This is a genomic window from Variovorax sp. Soil_C_33, from assembly GCF_057656935.1.
Window position 1 is genome coordinate 341,054 of record NZ_JBDGJK010000003.1, and the last position, 15,310, is coordinate 356,363.

The 15,310-nt window shown below is 67.7% G+C and carries 12 protein-coding genes; 2 read left to right on the forward strand and 10 right to left on the reverse strand.

What is annotated here, in order from left to right:
• Positions 1–97: 97 nt before the first annotated feature.
• The 3 genes from AC3A6B_RS07035 to AC3A6B_RS07045 form a co-directional block, all read right to left on the reverse strand.
• Positions 98–1,723, reverse strand: coding sequence for a pseudouridine synthase (locus tag AC3A6B_RS07035; protein ID WP_487836031.1), 1,626 nt, complete (start codon positions 1,721–1,723; stop codon positions 98–100).
• A complete protein-coding gene (gene scpB, locus AC3A6B_RS07040) occupies positions 1,720–2,475 on the reverse strand; it encodes an SMC-Scp complex subunit ScpB (protein WP_487836032.1) in 756 nt (251 codons plus the stop codon). The genes AC3A6B_RS07035 and scpB overlap by 4 nt, the downstream gene beginning before the upstream one ends.
• Positions 2,476–2,604: 129 nt before the next feature.
• Positions 2,605–3,630, reverse strand: coding sequence for an RluA family pseudouridine synthase (locus tag AC3A6B_RS07045; RefSeq protein ID WP_487836033.1), 1,026 nt, complete (start codon positions 3,628–3,630; stop codon positions 2,605–2,607).
• 14 nt (positions 3,631–3,644) lie between these two features.
• On the opposite strand from AC3A6B_RS07045, the gene AC3A6B_RS07050 reads away from it, so the two are divergent.
• The gene (locus tag AC3A6B_RS07050; RefSeq protein ID WP_487836034.1) at positions 3,645–4,454 is read left to right on the forward strand and encodes an outer membrane protein assembly factor BamD; all 810 of its coding nucleotides are present in this window, start codon (positions 3,645–3,647) and stop codon (positions 4,452–4,454) included.
• 38 nt (positions 4,455–4,492) lie between these two features.
• Here AC3A6B_RS07050 and yoaA read toward each other — a convergent pair whose 3' ends face one another.
• Both yoaA and AC3A6B_RS07060 read right to left on the reverse strand, forming a co-directional pair.
• Positions 4,493–6,493 (reverse strand): DNA repair helicase YoaA, encoded by a 2,001-nt coding sequence (gene yoaA, locus AC3A6B_RS07055; protein WP_487836035.1) that lies wholly within the window; start codon positions 6,491–6,493, stop codon positions 4,493–4,495.
• Complete coding sequence (locus tag AC3A6B_RS07060) at positions 6,493–6,696, reverse strand: DUF465 domain-containing protein (RefSeq protein WP_487836133.1); 204 nt, start codon at positions 6,694–6,696, stop codon at positions 6,493–6,495. Before AC3A6B_RS07060 ends, yoaA begins: the two co-directional genes overlap by 1 nt.
• 89 nt (positions 6,697–6,785) lie before the next feature.
• Between AC3A6B_RS07060 and AC3A6B_RS07065 the strand changes: the two genes are divergently transcribed.
• The gene (locus tag AC3A6B_RS07065) at positions 6,786–7,610 is read left to right on the forward strand and encodes a PP2C family protein-serine/threonine phosphatase (RefSeq protein WP_487836036.1); all 825 of its coding nucleotides are present in this window, start codon (positions 6,786–6,788) and stop codon (positions 7,608–7,610) included.
• A gap of 22 nt (positions 7,611–7,632) precedes the next feature.
• Here the strand turns inward: AC3A6B_RS07065 and AC3A6B_RS07070 are convergent, their stop codons facing one another.
• The 5 genes from AC3A6B_RS07070 to AC3A6B_RS07090 form a co-directional block, all read right to left on the reverse strand.
• Positions 7,633–8,283 (reverse strand): hypothetical protein, encoded by a 651-nt coding sequence (locus AC3A6B_RS07070; RefSeq protein ID WP_487836037.1) that lies wholly within the window; start codon positions 8,281–8,283, stop codon positions 7,633–7,635.
• Positions 8,280–9,377, reverse strand: coding sequence for a cell division protein ZapE (gene zapE / locus AC3A6B_RS07075; RefSeq protein ID WP_487836038.1), 1,098 nt, complete (start codon positions 9,375–9,377; stop codon positions 8,280–8,282). Before zapE ends, AC3A6B_RS07070 begins: the two co-directional genes overlap by 4 nt.
• Positions 9,378–9,381: 4 nt before the next feature.
• Entirely contained in the window at positions 9,382–10,812 is a 1,431-nt protein-coding gene (gene lpdA / locus AC3A6B_RS07080) for a dihydrolipoyl dehydrogenase (protein ID WP_487836039.1), read from the reverse strand.
• 177 nt (positions 10,813–10,989) lie between these two features.
• Complete coding sequence (odhB, locus tag AC3A6B_RS07085) at positions 10,990–12,267, reverse strand: 2-oxoglutarate dehydrogenase complex dihydrolipoyllysine-residue succinyltransferase (protein WP_487836040.1); 1,278 nt, start codon at positions 12,265–12,267, stop codon at positions 10,990–10,992.
• 51 nt (positions 12,268–12,318) lie between these two features.
• Positions 12,319–15,204, reverse strand: coding sequence for a 2-oxoglutarate dehydrogenase E1 component (locus tag AC3A6B_RS07090; RefSeq protein ID WP_487836041.1), 2,886 nt, complete (start codon positions 15,202–15,204; stop codon positions 12,319–12,321).
• Between the last annotated feature and the right edge of the window lie 106 nt (positions 15,205–15,310).

A 15,310-nucleotide genomic window follows, 5' to 3' on the forward strand; every position in this document is an offset into this window, starting at 1 on the left:
CTTCGGCTGCACTGCCTTGACAAAGCCTCTGATTTTAACCGGCGCGCTCGACACCACCCGTGACGGGCCGGTGAAAGACCGCGGCCGATGCGCGATTTCAGCGGCCGCGGCGACGCCCGCCGCCTGGCCCGCCGAAATTGCCCCCGCCCCCGCCGGGCGGGCCGCCGCGCCGCGGGCCGGAACGCTGTTCCTTGCGCTGGCGCGAGAAGCTGTCGGCGCCGATGTAGCCGAGCGAGGTCTTCATCGGATCGGGCTGGTTGGCGCCGCTCGGCGGACGATCCTCGCGGTTACCGCCCTGTCGGTCGTCGCGGCGGTTGCGGCGGCCCTGCTGCGGCGGACCGCCATTGCCGCCTCCCCGATTCCGGTCGCCCCGCGCTGCCGGACCGCTGCCCAGCGGATTCGGAATCGGCGGTTCACGCCCTTCGGCCTGCGCACCGCCGCCGTTGCGGTTGCCGCGGCGCTTGCGGTTGCGGTTGTTGCGGCCGCCGCCAGCCTCCTGGCCCGGGCCCTTCGGACCGCCACCGGCACGTCCCGGCCGTTCGCCGGCACCGCCGGCTGCCTGGAACAGCGCACGGATGTCGCGCTCGTCGAGCTCCATCCAGGCGCCGCGCTTGAGGCCGCGCGGCAGCACCATCGCACCGTAGCGGATGCGGATCAGGCGGCTGACCGCGTGGCCGACCGATTCGAACAAACGGCGCACCTCGCGATTGCGGCCTTCGGAGATGGTGACGCGGTACCAGCAGTTGGAGCCTTCGCCGCCGCCCTCTTCGATGGTGCCGAAGTGGGCCATGCCGTCGTCCAGCCGCACGCCTTCGAGCAGGCGCTGCTTTTCCTCGCTGCTGAGGGCACCCAGCACGCGGACCGCGTACTCGCGCTCCAGCCCGAAGCGCGGGTGCATGAGCTGGTTGGCCAGCTCGCCCGAGCTGGTGAAAAGCAGCAGGCCTTCGGTATTCAGGTCGAGGCGCCCGACCGACTGCCACTTGCCCTGCTGAAGGCGCGGCAGCTTGCGGAACACGGTCGGCCGGTTCTGCGGATCGTCGTGCGTGACGACCTCGCCGACCGGCTTGTGGTAGGCGATCACGCGCGCCGGCGGCGGTGCGATGCGGTAGCGGATCGGCTTGCCGTTGATCTTGACCTGGTCGCCGAACTGGATGCGCTGGCCGATGTGGGCCGGCTCGTTGTTGACGGAGATGCGGCCCTGCAGGATGAGCTGCTCCATCTCGAGCCGCGAGCCCAGGCCGGCCTGCGCCAGCACCTTGTGCAGCTTGGGCGAATCGGCTTCGGGCAGCAGTACGCGCTTGAGCGGCGGGACCTCGGGGCTTTCCTCGTCGGCGTCGAACTGGCCCGAGATGACATCGGCAAAACGGATCGGCTCGGGGGGCGGTGCATTGCGCTGCTCGCGCTCGGCGGCCCGGCGGGCCCGGTCGAGGTCGTCCTCTTCCTCATCCGGCTCTTCGTCGTCGTCCAGGTCCTCCTCGGCCGCGTCCTGCGCTTCACCTGCCACCGGCGGGGTGAACTCGGCCGCTTCCACCGTCGTCTCGACGGGGGCCTGGCCCGCGGGCTTGCGCCGGCGCGGCCGCCGCTTGCGAGGCGCCTCGCCTGCGCCTTCCGGGCTCGGCTCGGTCACGCCATCCGCAGGCTGCGCGGGGCTTGCCGCCGCTTGATCTTCGGAAACAGGTTCGGCCGGCAGCGTCGCTGCATCATCGGGATCGGATGGGCTCATGGTCGGGTTCCGGAGGAGACGACGGTGGTGTCGACCTCATCGGGCGCGGCATCGGGCTCGATGGGGGACGTGGATTGGAGTTCGGGCTCTGGCTCTGGCTCTGGCGAGGTTTCGGCGATCGGCTCGGTTTCGGCGCCGCTCGCGGCCTCTGCCGTCTCGACGGAGGACTCGTCGATCGGCAAGGCAGGCTGGTCGCCGCCGGACGCGTGTTCGAGCGCGTCGATCAAGGCACCCTGCTGCGCCGGCGATTCGATGACCGGCAACTGGTCCAGCGAAGCCAGGCCCAGGTCGTCGAGAAACTGGCGCGTGGTGGCGTAGAGCGCCGGCCGGCCGACCGTCTCGCGATGGCCGATCACCTCGACCCAGTTGCGGTCTTCGAGCTGCTTGAGGATCAGCGAGTTGATGGTGACGCCGCGGATGTCTTCCATGTCGCCGCGCGTGACCGGCTGGCGGTAGGCAATGATGGCCAGCGTCTCGAGCGCGGCGCGCGTGTAGCGCGGCGGCTTCTCCGGATGCAGGCGATCGAGGTGATCGCGCAGTTCGGGGCGGCTCTGGAAGCGCCAGCCGCTGGCGACGCTCACGAGCTCCAGGCCGCGCTGCGACCAGTCTTCCTGCAATTCGAGCAACAGCAACTTGATCGTGTCGGCGCCCAGTTCGTCGTCGAACAGCACGCGCAGTTCGCGCACCGGCAACGGCTGCGTCGAACAGATCAAGGCGGTTTCGAGAATGCGCTTGGCATCCGCCGTATTCATGGTTCGCGGTATCCGGGAAAAAGGCGCCACGAAGGACGCTTGATTTCAGAAGGATGAAGAGGCGCTGCCGGCCCGCAGGCGCTTTGCAGCGAGGCCGGCATCGGGTGGCCGGCGCGGCCCTCGGGGCCGTCAGGCGCGATTGTAATCCAGGCCCCAGGCCTGCAAAGCCTGCACCAGATCGGGCGGAGGCGGCGCGCGAAACTCCATCGGTTCATGCGTGACCGGATGCACGAACGCGAGCCTGAAGGCGTGCAGCGCCTGCCGCGCGAGGCCGGCCGCCGCAGCGCCGCCGTAGAGCGTGTCGCCGACGAGCGGATGGCCGATCGAAGCCATGTGCACGCGGATCTGGTGCGTCCGCCCGGTCTCCAGTGTGCAGCGCACGGCGCAGCCCTGCTCGCTGCTGTCCAGCGCCTCGATCAGCGTGCGGGCGGGCTTGCCGGAATGCCGCTGCAGGTCGACCACCGCCATGCGCAGCCGGTTGCGCGGATCGCGCCCGATCGCGGCGTCCACGTGGCGCGCAGCGGCGCCCTGCCAGCTGCGATGCGCGAGCGCGAGGTACTGGCGCGTGACCTCGCGTGCCGCGATCAGCGCCACCAGCGCATCCATCGCCGCGCGGCTGCGGGCGACCATCATCAGGCCGCTGGTGTCGCGGTCGAGCCGGTGCACGATGCCGGCCCGCGGCAGCAGCGCGGCCCGAGGGTCCAGGGCCAGCAGGCCGTTGAGCAGCGTGCCGCTCCAGTTGCCGGGCGCCGGGTGAACCACGAGGCCGGCCGGCTTGTCGATGACGCGCAGATGCTCGTCCTCGTGCAGCACCGTGATCGGCATCCGTTCGGGCCGGAAGGCCTGGCTCTGCGGCGTGGGCCGGAGCTCGATGCGCCCGGCGGCGCCCGCATGCACCGTGGTCGACGCCTTGGTGAGCACACGCCCCTGGATCGCCACCATGCCGGCTTCGATCAGCTGCTGCAGATAGTTGCGCGAGAACTCGGGCACCAGCGCGGCCAGTGCCCGGTCGAGCCGCTGCCCATGCTCGTCCTGCCCGATCAGAAAATTGCGGATCTCGCTCGGCTCGGACAACTCCGCGCCCTCGTCGTGCTCGACTGCGCCTGAAGATTCGTCCAGGGGGTCGGCCGATATAATTGACGGCACCTGTTTCACGAAAGCCTTATGTGATGTTTCGCGCCAAATTATCGGTTGTCCCCGGCTGGCTGGCTCTTTGCGCGGCCGCTTGGCTCGTGGCCGGCTGCTCGTCGACCACCGTCGATCGGACCGCGAACTGGAGCCCCAACCGCATCTACTCCGAAGCCAAGGAAGAGTCCAGCTCGGGCGCCTACGACAAGGCCGTGCCGCTGTTCGAGAAGCTCGAAGGCCGCGCCGCCGGCACCCCGCTCGCGCAGCAGGCCCAGCTGGACAAGGCCTATGCGCAGTACAAGGCCGGCGAAAGACCCGCCGCCATCGCGACCCTCGACCGCTTCATGAAGTTGCACCCGGCCAGCCCCGCGCTCGACTACGCGATCTACCTCAAGGGCGTGATCAACTTCAACGACGACCTCGGCATGTTCGCGTGGATGACGCGGCAAGACCTGTCCGAACGCGACCAGAAGGCGGCCAAGGAGTCCTTCGAGGCCTTCAAGGAGCTGATCACCCGCTTCCCGGAATCGCGCTATACGCCCGATGCGCGCCTGCGCATGAACTACATCGTCAATTCGCTGGCCCAGTACGAAGTGCACGTGGCGCGCTACTACTACACACGCGGCGCCTACCTGGCGGCCATCAATCGCGCCCAGCTGGCCCTCGCCGACTACCGCGAAGTGCCGGCGCTCGAAGAGGCGCTCTACATCATGGTCCAGTCCTACGACGCGCTCGGCCTGACCGACCTGCGCGACGACGCCAAGCGCGTGCTGACCAGCAATTACCCGAAGAGCGAATACCTGACGCGCGGCTTCAGGGCCAAGGACGACCCCTGGTGGAAGCTCTGGTAACGACTGGAACAAAGGCCCTTTCCGGGCCTTTTTGATTTTCAGCCAGCGAGGTCCAGCAGCGCGGCGTCGAACGCGTCTTCGCTGTCCAGCCTGCGCATCGGCGGCAAGGCTGCCAGCAGGCGGCGCCCGTAGCCCATCGACACCAGCCGGGTGTCGCAGATCACCAGGATGCCCCTGTCGGTCTCGCGGCGGATCAGGCGCCCGGCGCCCTGCTTGAGGGCCACGGCCGCTTCCGGCAGCGAGTAGTCGCTGAAAGCGCTGCGCCCTTGCGATTCGAGCCGCTGCGAGCGCGCTTCGACGAGCGGATCGTTCGGCGGCGGAAAAGGCAGCTTGTCGATCACGACCAGCTGCAGCGCATCGCCGGGTGCGTCGAATCCTTCCCAGAACGAGGCCGAGGCCACCAGCACGCAGCCGGCGCGCCCGTCGGACGCACCTTCGCGGAAGCGGTCCATCAGCACGCGCTTGGGCAGTTCCCCCTGCACCAGCACCTCCGGCCGGCGCCCGGCCTCGAGCCGCTCGAACTGCTGCCTGAGGGCATCGCCGATCGTGCGCAATGCACGCAGCGTGGTGGTGAGCACCAGCGTGCGGCCACCCAGGACGCCAGCGCCGCGGGCGGCGAGCTGCGCCACCTGGGCGCTGTGTGCCGGATCGTTGGGCTTGGGAAATGCGCGCGGCACGTAGAGCGCAGCCTGGTGCGCGTAGTCGAAGGGACTCTGGACGCGCAGCACCTCGGCGTCGTCGAGTCCGCAGGGTTCGGTGAACCAGCGCAGCTTCGGATCGTCGCCGAGCGTGGCCGAGGTGAACACCCAGGCGCGTCCCTGCTCTTGCGGGTCGGTCGCGTCGGCCTTGAGCACGCGCGTGCGCACCGCCTCGGCGATATCGAGCGGCGACTCCACCAGCCGCAGCTGCGTGCCCACATCCACCCAGCGCACCGATTCCGCAGGGCAGGCCTGCGCAAAGCGGGTCGCGCGTTCCGCGAGCTGCTCCGCACGCTCGTGCAGGCGCACGAAATCGGGCGAGAGTTCGCTCATCGTGTCGAGTGCCTGCGCTGCGTGCCCGAAGGCCTGCTGCAGGGCGTCGAGCGCGGCTTGCCAGTCATCGGCTGGCACCCCTTCGGGTGAAGCGCCTGCCCAGCGCAGCTTGGCGCCGGGCCATTGCTTGCCGACCGCGAGCCGCAATTCGCGCGCGCCGCGTTCGACCGCGCCCACCAGCTGCTGCCAGTCGGCCAGCCCGCGCGCCTGCTGCAGGCCCGCGGCCAGCGCGTCGCGCGCGAAATCCAGCGCCTGCCCACTGCCGAGCTGCACGCCGAGGAACTGCACGCCGGTCTCGTTGAGCTGGTGCGCCTCGTCGAACACGACCACGCGCACGGTCGGCAGCAGTTCCGCCATGCCTGATTCGCGCACCGCCAGGTCGGCGAAGAACAGGTGGTGGTTGATGACCACCACGTCGGCCGCCATCGCCTCGCGGCGCGCCAGGTTGACATGGCAGGGCTTGAACTGCGGACATTGCGCGCCCAGGCAGTTCTCGCGCGTGGAGGTCACCAGCGGGATCAGCGGCGAGCGCTCGTCCAGGCCGGGCAGCTCGGCCAGGTCGCCGGTGCGGGTGGCTTTCGACCACTGCTCGATCTTCGCCAGCGTGCGAACGCTGCCGCGTTCGGGCAGGGAGGCGTCATGGCGCGCCAGGTCGAGGCGGTGCAGGCACAGGTAGCTCGCACGCCCCTTGAGCAGCGCGGTGCGCATCGGCAGCCCCAGCGCCTCGACCAGCCGCGGCAGGTCGCGCCCGAAGAGCTGGTCCTGCAGCGTCTTGGTGGCGGTCGACAGCAGCACGCGCTCGCCGCTCAGCAGCGCCGGCACCAGGTAGGAGAAGGTCTTGCCGACGCCGGTGCCGGCCTCGACCACGAGCACGCCGCCCTGGTCGATGGTGCGGGCCACGGCCAGTGCCATCTGGGTCTGGCCCTCGCGCTCGCGGAACTGCTCTGCCGCGTGCGACAGCACACCGTCCTGCGCGAAAGCGTCGCGCACCATCTGATCGAGCGACATCAGGCGGGCTCTTGCGGATTGAGCATGCGCTCCAGGCGGACGATCTGGTCGCGCAGGGCGAGCCGCCTTTTCTTCAAACGCCGCAGCAGCAGTTCGTCCCGCGGAACGGCCTCGACGAGTCGGTCGATGGTGGCGTCCAGGTCCGCGTGCTCGATCCGCAGTTCGATCAGCTGACGGGAAAAGGAGTGGAGATTGGAGTCCAATGAGGGGCGATGCAAAGACGACGCGGCGGCGATTCGGGCTTCGCGCGGGTTGACTCGATAATACGTCTTCGTTTCCATCACACGACCACATGAAAGACCGAGCCACCGTCGCCTCCGCGCCCACGCCCCCAGGCTTTCGACTCGCAGCTGCCACCGGTCTTCACAAGGGGGACCGCCCCTACCAGCAGGACCAGGTCCTGATCATGAACCACCCGCGCACGCCGGGTTGCGTGCTCGGCGTCGTCGCCGACGGCATGGGCGGGCGCAGCGGGGGGCGCAAGGCCTCGGACCAGGTGCTGATGACGGCGCGCCAGTTGTTCTCGCGCTACAAGCCGGGTCGGGACGAGGCCGTGGCCATACTGCGGCAGCTGCTGGAAGATGCCAACACGGTGATCAAGCTCACCGCGATCTCCAGCGAGGAGGAGCCGCACAGCACGCTGGCGGCGTTCCTTATGAATCCGGGAGGCGACTGCGCCTGGATCCATGCGGGCGATTCGCGCATCTACCATTTCCGCAACGGCCGGCTGATCAAGCGCACCAAGGACCACTCCTACGTGCAGGCGCTGGTGGACCGTGGCGAGATCAGCGAGGCGGAAGCCAACATCCACCCGCAAGGGAACATCCTGCTCGGCTGCCTCGGCATGAAGTCCACGCCGCCGCCGGTCGACATCCATCTGGTCCCCAAGCTGGAACCCGACGATCTGCTGATGGCCTGCAGCGACGGGCTATGGCACTACTTCACGCCGGAGGAGATGGGCAGGGTGCTGCACGAACAGTCGCCGCGCGTGGCCGCCGAACTGCTGGTCTCGGAAGCGCGGCGCCGCGCGCGCGGCACCGGGGACAACATCTCGCTGGTCGTGCTGAAGCTCGAAGCGCTTCCGGTGGCCACGGACGCTGAGGACGCCGCGGACTGAAGCCGAGCCGGCCGCTGCGCGCTCAGGGCGGCGTTGGCAAGGACGGCGAGCGGGGCTTGTCCTTCGTCTTCTCGGCGTTGCGGCGCTCGCGATCGGCGCGATGCTCCGCTGCCCTCTGCTGCTTGCGCTCGTAGGCTTCGCGCTCACCCGGCGCCTCGGCGCGCCGGGCAGCGGCCTTGGCCTGCTCATCGGCATGCGCGCGCTGCTTGTCCTCGAACTCGCGTTTGCGCAAGGCCGCATCCGAAGCCATGCGGGCGCGGCTCGTCGCATGATCGGCCGCGCGCTGCTCGCGCTCCTCCTGGTTCTTCATCGACTGCTCGCGCTGCGAGGGTGTGTCCTGCGGGCGCGGGCTGGCCTTTTTTTCCTCCAGCCGATCGAGCGCGGCCGCCCCGCGGCGCTTGCGTTCGATGTCGTTGATAGCGGCTTCCTGGCGCTTGATGTCGTCGGTGGCGGTACGCCGGCGCCGGCGGCTGTCTTCCAGGCAGCCCTCGACCGCAAACTTCTGGTAGCAGGCCTTCTGCTCGGCCTGGAAGCGCTCGTCGACCGCCTTTCGCTCCTGCGACAGGCGCGCGCGCTCCGCATCGAAGTCGGTGTTGCCGGTCGTGGCGGTGGATTGCGCCCACAGCGGGAGCGCGGTCAAGGCCATCGAAAGCGCGAGGATGGTGTTCTTCATGTGAGGCGGGTGTCGACGACGCGGCGCTCGAGCGCGAGGAATTCGGTCGACTGCATTTCGTTGAGTCTGGACACGGTGCGAGGAAATTCGTGGGCCAGCGGACCTTCCGTGTACAACGCCTCGGGCGGAACCTCCGCCGACATGATGAGCTTCACGCGCCGATCGTAGAACACGTCGACCAGCCATGTAAAACGACGTGCTTCAGAGGCCATGCGCACCGGCATGTGGGGCACGTCGGACAGCAGCACAGTGTGGAACTGGGTCGCGATCTCCAGGTAGTCGTTCTGCGAACGCGGACCGCCGCACAGGGTCTTGAAGTCGAACCAGACCACGCCGCCGGCCTTGCGGCGCGCGTGGATCTCGCGCGACTCGATGTGCAGCACGGGGTTCTCGTCCGCGCTTTCGGCGAGGCGCTCGAAGGCGTGACGCATCTCCTTGTCGGCCGCCGCGCCGTTGGGCGTGAGATAAAGACGCACCTGTTCCAGCGTGCGGCGGCGGTAGTCGGTGCCGTTGTCGACGCTGATCACCTCGAGTCGCTCGTTGAGAAGCGCGATCGCAGGCAGGATGCGGTCGCGGTGCAGCCCGCCGGGATAGAGATCGTCGGGCCTGAAGTTCGAGGTCGTGACGAAGCCCACCCCGTTCTCGAACAGCGCCGCCAGGAGCCGATGCAGGATCATGGCATCGGTGATGTCGGAGACATGGAATTCGTCGAAGCAGATGAGCTTGTAGCGCTTGGCGATCCGGCGTCCGAGTTCGTCGAGCGGGTTGACCGTACCTTGCAGATCGGCCAGCTCGCGGTGCACCTCGCGCATGAACTCGTGGAAGTGCAGCCGCGTCTTGCGCCTGAGCGGCACCGCGTTGTAGAAGCAGTCCATCAGGAAGCTCTTGCCGCGCCCGACGCCGCCGTGCATGTAGACGCCGCGAGGAATCTCCAGCCGGTTGATCAGCTTCTTGAATGCGTTGGAACGCTGCGCCTTGTAGTCGGCCCACTCGCCGGCGCAGCGGTCGAGCGCCTCGACGGCGCGCAGCTGCGCGGGGTCGCTCTGGTACCCCCGCGCAGCCAGCTCCGCTTCGTATGCCTGTTTAACGCTCAAGGGGTCAGAAGTTGAGCGTGCGCTTGTCGACTGCGAGGGCCGCTTCCTTGGTCGCCTCGGACAGCGAAGGATGCGCGTGGCAGATGCGCGCGATGTCCTCGGCGCTGGCCTTGAACTCCATCGCCACCACCGCCTCGGAGATCAGCTCGCTGGCCATCGGGCCGACGATGTGCACGCCGAGGATCTCGTCGGTCGTCGCATCGGCGATGAACTTGACCATGCCGGTCGTGTCGCCGAGCGCACGGGCGCGCCCGTTGGCCATGAACGGAAAGGTGCCGGCCTTGTAGGCGCGGCCTTCGGCCTTGAGCTGCTGCTCGGTCTGGCCGACCCAGGCGATCTCCGGCGAGGTGTAGATCACCCACGGGATGGTGTTGAAGCTCACGTGGCCATGCTGGCCCGCGATGCGCTCGGCCACCGCCACGCCCTCCTCTTCGGCCTTGTGCGCGAGCATCGGGCCGCGCACCACGTCGCCGATGGCCCACACGTTCGGCAAGCTGGTCTTGCACTCGTCGTCGACCACGATGCTGCCGCGCTCGTCGAGCTTGAGGCCGACCGCCTCGGCGTTGAGGCCGATGGTGTTGGGCACGCGGCCGATCGAGACGATGAGCCTGTCGACCTCGAGCGTCTGCGCCTCGCCCTTGGCGTTGGTCCAGGCGACGCTGACGCCCTTCTTGCCCGACTTGACCTCCCCCACCTTGACGCCGAGTTCGATCTTCAGGCCCTGCTTGGTGAAGGCCTTGTGCGCTTCCTTGGCGATCTGCTCGTCGACCGCGCCGAGGAAGGTCGGCAGGGCTTCGAGCACCGTGACCTCGGCGCCCAGGCGGCGCCAGACCGAGCCCATCTCGAGACCGATCACGCCGGAGCCGATCAGGCCCAGCTTCTTCGGCACGCCCTGGATGCGCAGTGCGCCGTCGTTCGAAAGGATGTTCTCCTCGTCGAAATCGGCGCCCGGCAAGGCGCGCGGGTTGGAGCCGGTGGCCAGGATGATGTGCTTGCCGCCGATGGTCTCCTCGGCCGCGCCCGCCACCTTGATCTCGTAACCGCCGTCCGCAGCCTTCACGAAGGAGCCGCGGCCGTGGAAGAAGCTGACCTTGTTCTTCTTGAACAGGTACACGATGCCGTCGTTGTTCTGCTTCACGACCGCATCCTTGCGCGCCAGCATCTTGGCCAGATCGAGGCTCAAGCCCTCGACCTTGATGCCGTGGTCGGCAAAGTGGTGCCCGGCGTGGTCGTAGTTCTCGGACGACTGCAGCAGCGCCTTCGAGGGAATGCAGCCGATGTTGGTGCAGGTGCCGCCCAGGGCCGGGCCGCCCTTTGCGTTCTTCCATTCGTCGATGCAGGCGACGTTGAAGCCGAGTTGCGCCGCGCGGATGGCCGCGACGTAGCCGCCGGGGCCGCCACCGATGACGATGACGTCGAATTGCTTGTTGGACATTGGGGTACTTTCAGATGTTGTTGTTCGTGTTCGTCGCCTCGCACGGGTCATGGCATCCGCGGCAAGCGCAGCGAAGCCCGTTCGGGAGACCCCGCGGAGCCGGCTTTTCCGGGCCGCTGGGGTCGCCCCCTCGAGGGGGCAGGCGGCTACACGAAGTGAGCAAGCAACGGGGGTCGGTCAAATATCGAACAGCAGGCGGGCAGGATCTTCCAGCGCCTCCTTCATGGCCACCAGGCCCAGCACGGCTTCGCGGCCGTCGATGATGCGGTGGTCATAGGACATCGCGAGGTAGTTCATCGGGCGCACGACGACCTGGCCGTTCTCGACCACGGCGCGGTCCTTGGTCGCATGCACGCCGAGAATGGCGGACTGCGGCGGGTTGATGATCGGCGTCGACAGCATCGAGCCGAACACGCCGCCGTTGGAGATGGAGAAGGTGCCGCCGGTCATCTCTTCGATGCCCAGCTTGCCGTCCTTGGCCTTCTGGCCGTACTCGGCAATCTTCTTCTCGATGTCGGCAAAGCTCATCTGGTCGGCATTGCGCAGGATGGGCACCACCAGGCCGCGCGGCGAACCGACGGCGATGCCGATGTCGAAGTAGCCGTGGTAGACGATGTCGTTGCCGTCCACCGAGGCGTTGATCACCGGGTACTTCTTGAGCGCATGCACCGCGGCCTTCACGAAGAAGCTCATGAAGCCGATCTTGACGCCGTGCTCCTTCTCGAACTTCTCCTGGTAGCGCTTGCGCATTTCCATCACCGGCGCCATGTTGACCTCGTTGAAGGTGGTCAGGATGGCGTTGGTCGCTTGCGACTGCAGCAGGCGCTCGGCGATGCGGGCGCGCAGGCGGCTCATCGGCACGCGCTCTTCCGGACGCTCGCCGAGGTCCGGCGCGCGGGCAGGCGCCGCGACCTGCGGCAGCGCCGTCTTGGGCGCGCCCGTGGGGATGGCCGCCGGCGCAGCGACCTTGGCCGTGGCACCGGAGGCGACTGCACCGAGCACGTCGCCCTTGGTGACGCGGCCGTCCTTTCCGGTGCCGGCCACGTCGCCGGTCGTGAGCTTGTTGTCGGCCAGGAGCTTGGCTGCTGCCGGCATGGCGACATCGGACCTCGAGCCGCCGGCCGGGGCAGCTGCGGCTGCCGTGGCGGCCGGCGCCGGAGCGGCAGCAGGCGCTGCCGCCGGTGCGGCGGCGGGCGCGGCGGCCGCGCCCTTGCCCTCGGTGTCGATCTTCGCGATCAGCTGGTCGGCGGCGACGGTGGCGCCGTCCCCCGCCACGATCTCGGCCAACACGCCGGCGGCAGGCGCCGGGACTTCCAGCACGACCTTGTCGGTTTCGATCTCGATCAGGATCTCATCGATCGCGACGGCTTCGCCGGCTTTCTTCTTCCACTGCAGCATCGTGGCCTCGGCCACGGATTCGGACAACTGGGGGACTTTGACTTCAACGATAGACATTACTGATGTGCTCCGCTTCGTGTTTCTTCGTAGGTGTGAATGTGGTTCTTCTTACTTGCTCAGCACGAAGCCCTTGAGCTTGGCGAAGGCGCCGTCGACCAGCGCCTTCTGCTGTTCCTGGTGCAGGTGCGAATAGCCGACCGCGGGCGACGCCGAGGCGGCGCGGCCCGAGTAGCCGAGCTTCTGGCCTTCCAGCATGTTCTCGTGGATGTAGTGCTGCACGAAGAACCAGGCGCCCTGGTTCTGCGGCTCGTCCTGGCACCACACCACGTCCACGAGGTTCGGGTACTTCCTGAGCTCGGTGGCGAAGGCCTTGTGCGGGAAGGGATAGAGCTGCTCGACGCGGATGATCGCCACGTCGTCGGCGCCCTTCTCCTCGCGCTTCTTCGCCAGGTCGTAGTAGACCTTGCCGGAGCAGGCGATGAGGCGCTTGACCTTCTCGGCCTTCAGGTCCTTGTTGTCGGGAATGACGGTTTGGAAGCTGCCCTTGGTGAACTCGGACAGCGGCGAGGTCGCGTCCTTGTTCCGCAGCAGCGACTTGGGCGTCATGATGATCAGCGGCTTGCGCAGGTTGCGCACCATCTGGCGGCGCAGCACGTGGAAGATCTGGCTCGCGGTGGTGGGCTGCACGACTTGCATGTTGGTGTCGGCCGCAAGCTGCATGAAGCGCTCGAGGCGCGCCGAGCTGTGCTCCGGGCCCTGCCCTTCGTAGCCGTGCGGCAGCATCAGCGTGATGCCGTTGACGCGGCCCCACTTCACTTCGCCCGAGGCGATGAACTGGTCGATCACGACCTGCGCGCCGTTGACGAAGTCGCCGAACTGCGCTTCCCAGATCACCAGCGTATTCGGATCGTTCGACGCATAGCCGTATTCGAAGGCGAGCACCGCTTCTTCCGACAGGATCGAGTCGATGACGACGAAGGGTGCCTGGTTGTCGGCCACGTTCGAAAGCGGCACGTAGGTGCCCTCGTCGAACTTCTCGCGGTTCTGGTCGTGCAGCACCGCGTGGCGGTGCGTGAAGGTGCCGCGGCCGCTGTCCTCGCCCGAGAGGCGCACCGGGTAGCCGCTGGCCACCAGCGAAGCGAACGCCATGTGCTCGCCCATGCCCCAGTCGACGTTGACGTCGCCGCGGCCCATGGCCGCACGGTCGTCGAGCACCTTCTTGACCAGCGGATGCACGGTGAAGTTTTCCGGCGCCTTGGTGATGCGCTCGGCCAAGCGCTTCCATTCCGCGGTGGGAATGGCGGTGTCGCCGGCGTCGGTCCACTTCTTGTTGAGGAAGGGGCTCCAGTCGACCGCGTACTTGCTCTTGAAGTTGGTCAGCACCGGATTGGTGGTGTTCTTGCCGGCATCGAAGGCGGCGCGCTGCGCCTTCACCATGTCGTCGCCCAGCGTGTCGCCCAGGCCCTGGGCGGCGAGTCTCTCGGCATAGAGCTTGCGCGTACCCGGGTGCGCCGCGATCTTCTTGTACATCAGCGGCTGGGTCAGCGAGGGCGTGTCCTGCTCGTTGTGGCCGAGCTTGCGGAAACAGATGATATCGACCACCACGTCCTTCTGGAACTCCATGCGGAACTCGAGGGCGAGCTGGGTCGCGAGCACCACCGCTTCGGGGTCGTCGCCGTTCACGTGCAGCACCGGTGCCTCGATCATCTTGACGATGTCGGTGCAGTACAGCGTCGAGCGGCTGTCGCGCGGGTCGCTGGTGGTAAAGCCGATCTGGTTGTTGATCACGATGTGGACCGTGCCGCCGGTGGAGTAGCCGCGCGTTTCGGCCAATGCCAGCGTTTCCATCACGACGCCCTGCCCCGAGAAAGCGGCGTCGCCGTGCACGATCACCGGCAGCACCTGCTTGCCGAGCGGGTCGGCGCGGCGGTCCATGCGAGCGCGCACGGAGCCTTCGACCACAGGATTCACGATCTCGAGGTGCGAGGGATTGAAGGCCAGGCTCAGGTGCACCGGACCGCCGGGCGTCGAAACGTCGGAGCTGAAGCCCTGGTGGTACTTGACGTCGCCGCTGGGCAGGTCTTCAGGCGCCGTGTGGTCGAACTCGGCGAACAGGTCGGCCGGCATCTTGCCGAGCGAGTTGACCAGCACGTTGAGGCGGCCGCGGTGGGCCATGCCGATCACGATCTCCTGCACGCCCTTGACACCGGCCTGGCTGATCAGCTCGTCCATCGAGACGATGAAGCTCTCGCCGCCTTCGAGCGAGAAGCGCTTCTGGCCGACGTACTTGGTGTGGAGGAAGCGCTCCAGGCCTTCGGCCGCCGTCAGGCGTTCGAGGACGCGCTTCTTCTGCTCGGTACTCAGCTTCGGGTTGGTTCGCGCGCTTTCGAGCTTCTGCTGCCACCAGCGCTTGTGGTTCTGGTCGGTGGTGTACATGTACTCGACGCCCATCGTGCCGCAGTAGGTCTCGCGCAGGGCATTGAGCAGGTCGCGCAAGGACATCGTGTCCTTGCCGAAGAAGGTGTTGCTCGTGTTGAACACCGTCTCGAGATCGGCATCGGTGAAGCCGTAGAACGAGGGCTCGAGTTCCGGAATCGACGGGCGCTCTGCGCGCTTCAGCGGATCGAGATCGGCCCAGCGGGCGCCGACGTTGCGGTAGGCCGCGATCAGCTGCTGGACGGCGGTGCGCTGGCGGCCCAGCTCGGAATCGGCGCCGCTGGCCTGTACCACCCGCGTGGTGCCCTGCTTGGCGCGCTCGGCGAAGGCATTAATGACCGGCTGGTGCGGCACGTCGCGCGTCGTGCTGCCGTCGGTGGCGGGCACGTGCTGCAGCGCATCGAAGTACGAGCGCCAGTTGTCGGGCACGCTGCCGGGATTGCTGAGGTAGTTTTCGTACATCTCCTCGACATAGGGCGCGTTGCCGCCGAAGAGGTAGGTGTTGCCTTGGTAGGCGTGATAGACGGACGCGCCGGGCGTCGACGATGAATCGCTCATATTCCGCTGACCTTCGCTTCCCTTGAGGAAGCACTAGCTGGTTTAAGAAACCTTCCGCGACACGGCTGAACCGGTTGGCGGATGCGACTGTGGCTGGGGAAGGGCC

What these genes read in the sequence shown, in the direction of transcription:
- AC3A6B_RS07035 (WP_487836031.1), bottom strand. Translation starts at nt 1,723, where the DNA reads ATGAGCCCATCCGATCCCGATGATGCAGCGACGCTGCCGGCCGAACCT.
- AC3A6B_RS07065 (WP_487836036.1), top strand. Translation starts at nt 6,786, where the DNA reads ATGAAAGACCGAGCCACCGTCGCCTCCGCGCCCACGCCCCCAGGCTTT.
- AC3A6B_RS07050 (WP_487836034.1), top strand. Translation starts at nt 3,645, where the DNA reads ATGTTTCGCGCCAAATTATCGGTTGTCCCCGGCTGGCTGGCTCTTTGC.
- scpB (WP_487836032.1), bottom strand. Translation starts at nt 2,475, where the DNA reads ATGAATACGGCGGATGCCAAGCGCATTCTCGAAACCGCCTTGATCTGT.
- yoaA (WP_487836035.1), bottom strand. Translation starts at nt 6,493, where the DNA reads ATGTCGCTCGATCAGATGGTGCGCGACGCTTTCGCGCAGGACGGTGTG.
- lpdA (WP_487836039.1), bottom strand. Translation starts at nt 10,812, where the DNA reads ATGTCCAACAAGCAATTCGACGTCATCGTCATCGGTGGCGGCCCCGGC.
- AC3A6B_RS07090 (WP_487836041.1), bottom strand. Translation starts at nt 15,204, where the DNA reads ATGAGCGATTCATCGTCGACGCCCGGCGCGTCCGTCTATCACGCCTAC.
- odhB (WP_487836040.1), bottom strand. Translation starts at nt 12,267, where the DNA reads ATGTCTATCGTTGAAGTCAAAGTCCCCCAGTTGTCCGAATCCGTGGCC.
- AC3A6B_RS07070 (WP_487836037.1), bottom strand. Translation starts at nt 8,283, where the DNA reads ATGAAGAACACCATCCTCGCGCTTTCGATGGCCTTGACCGCGCTCCCG.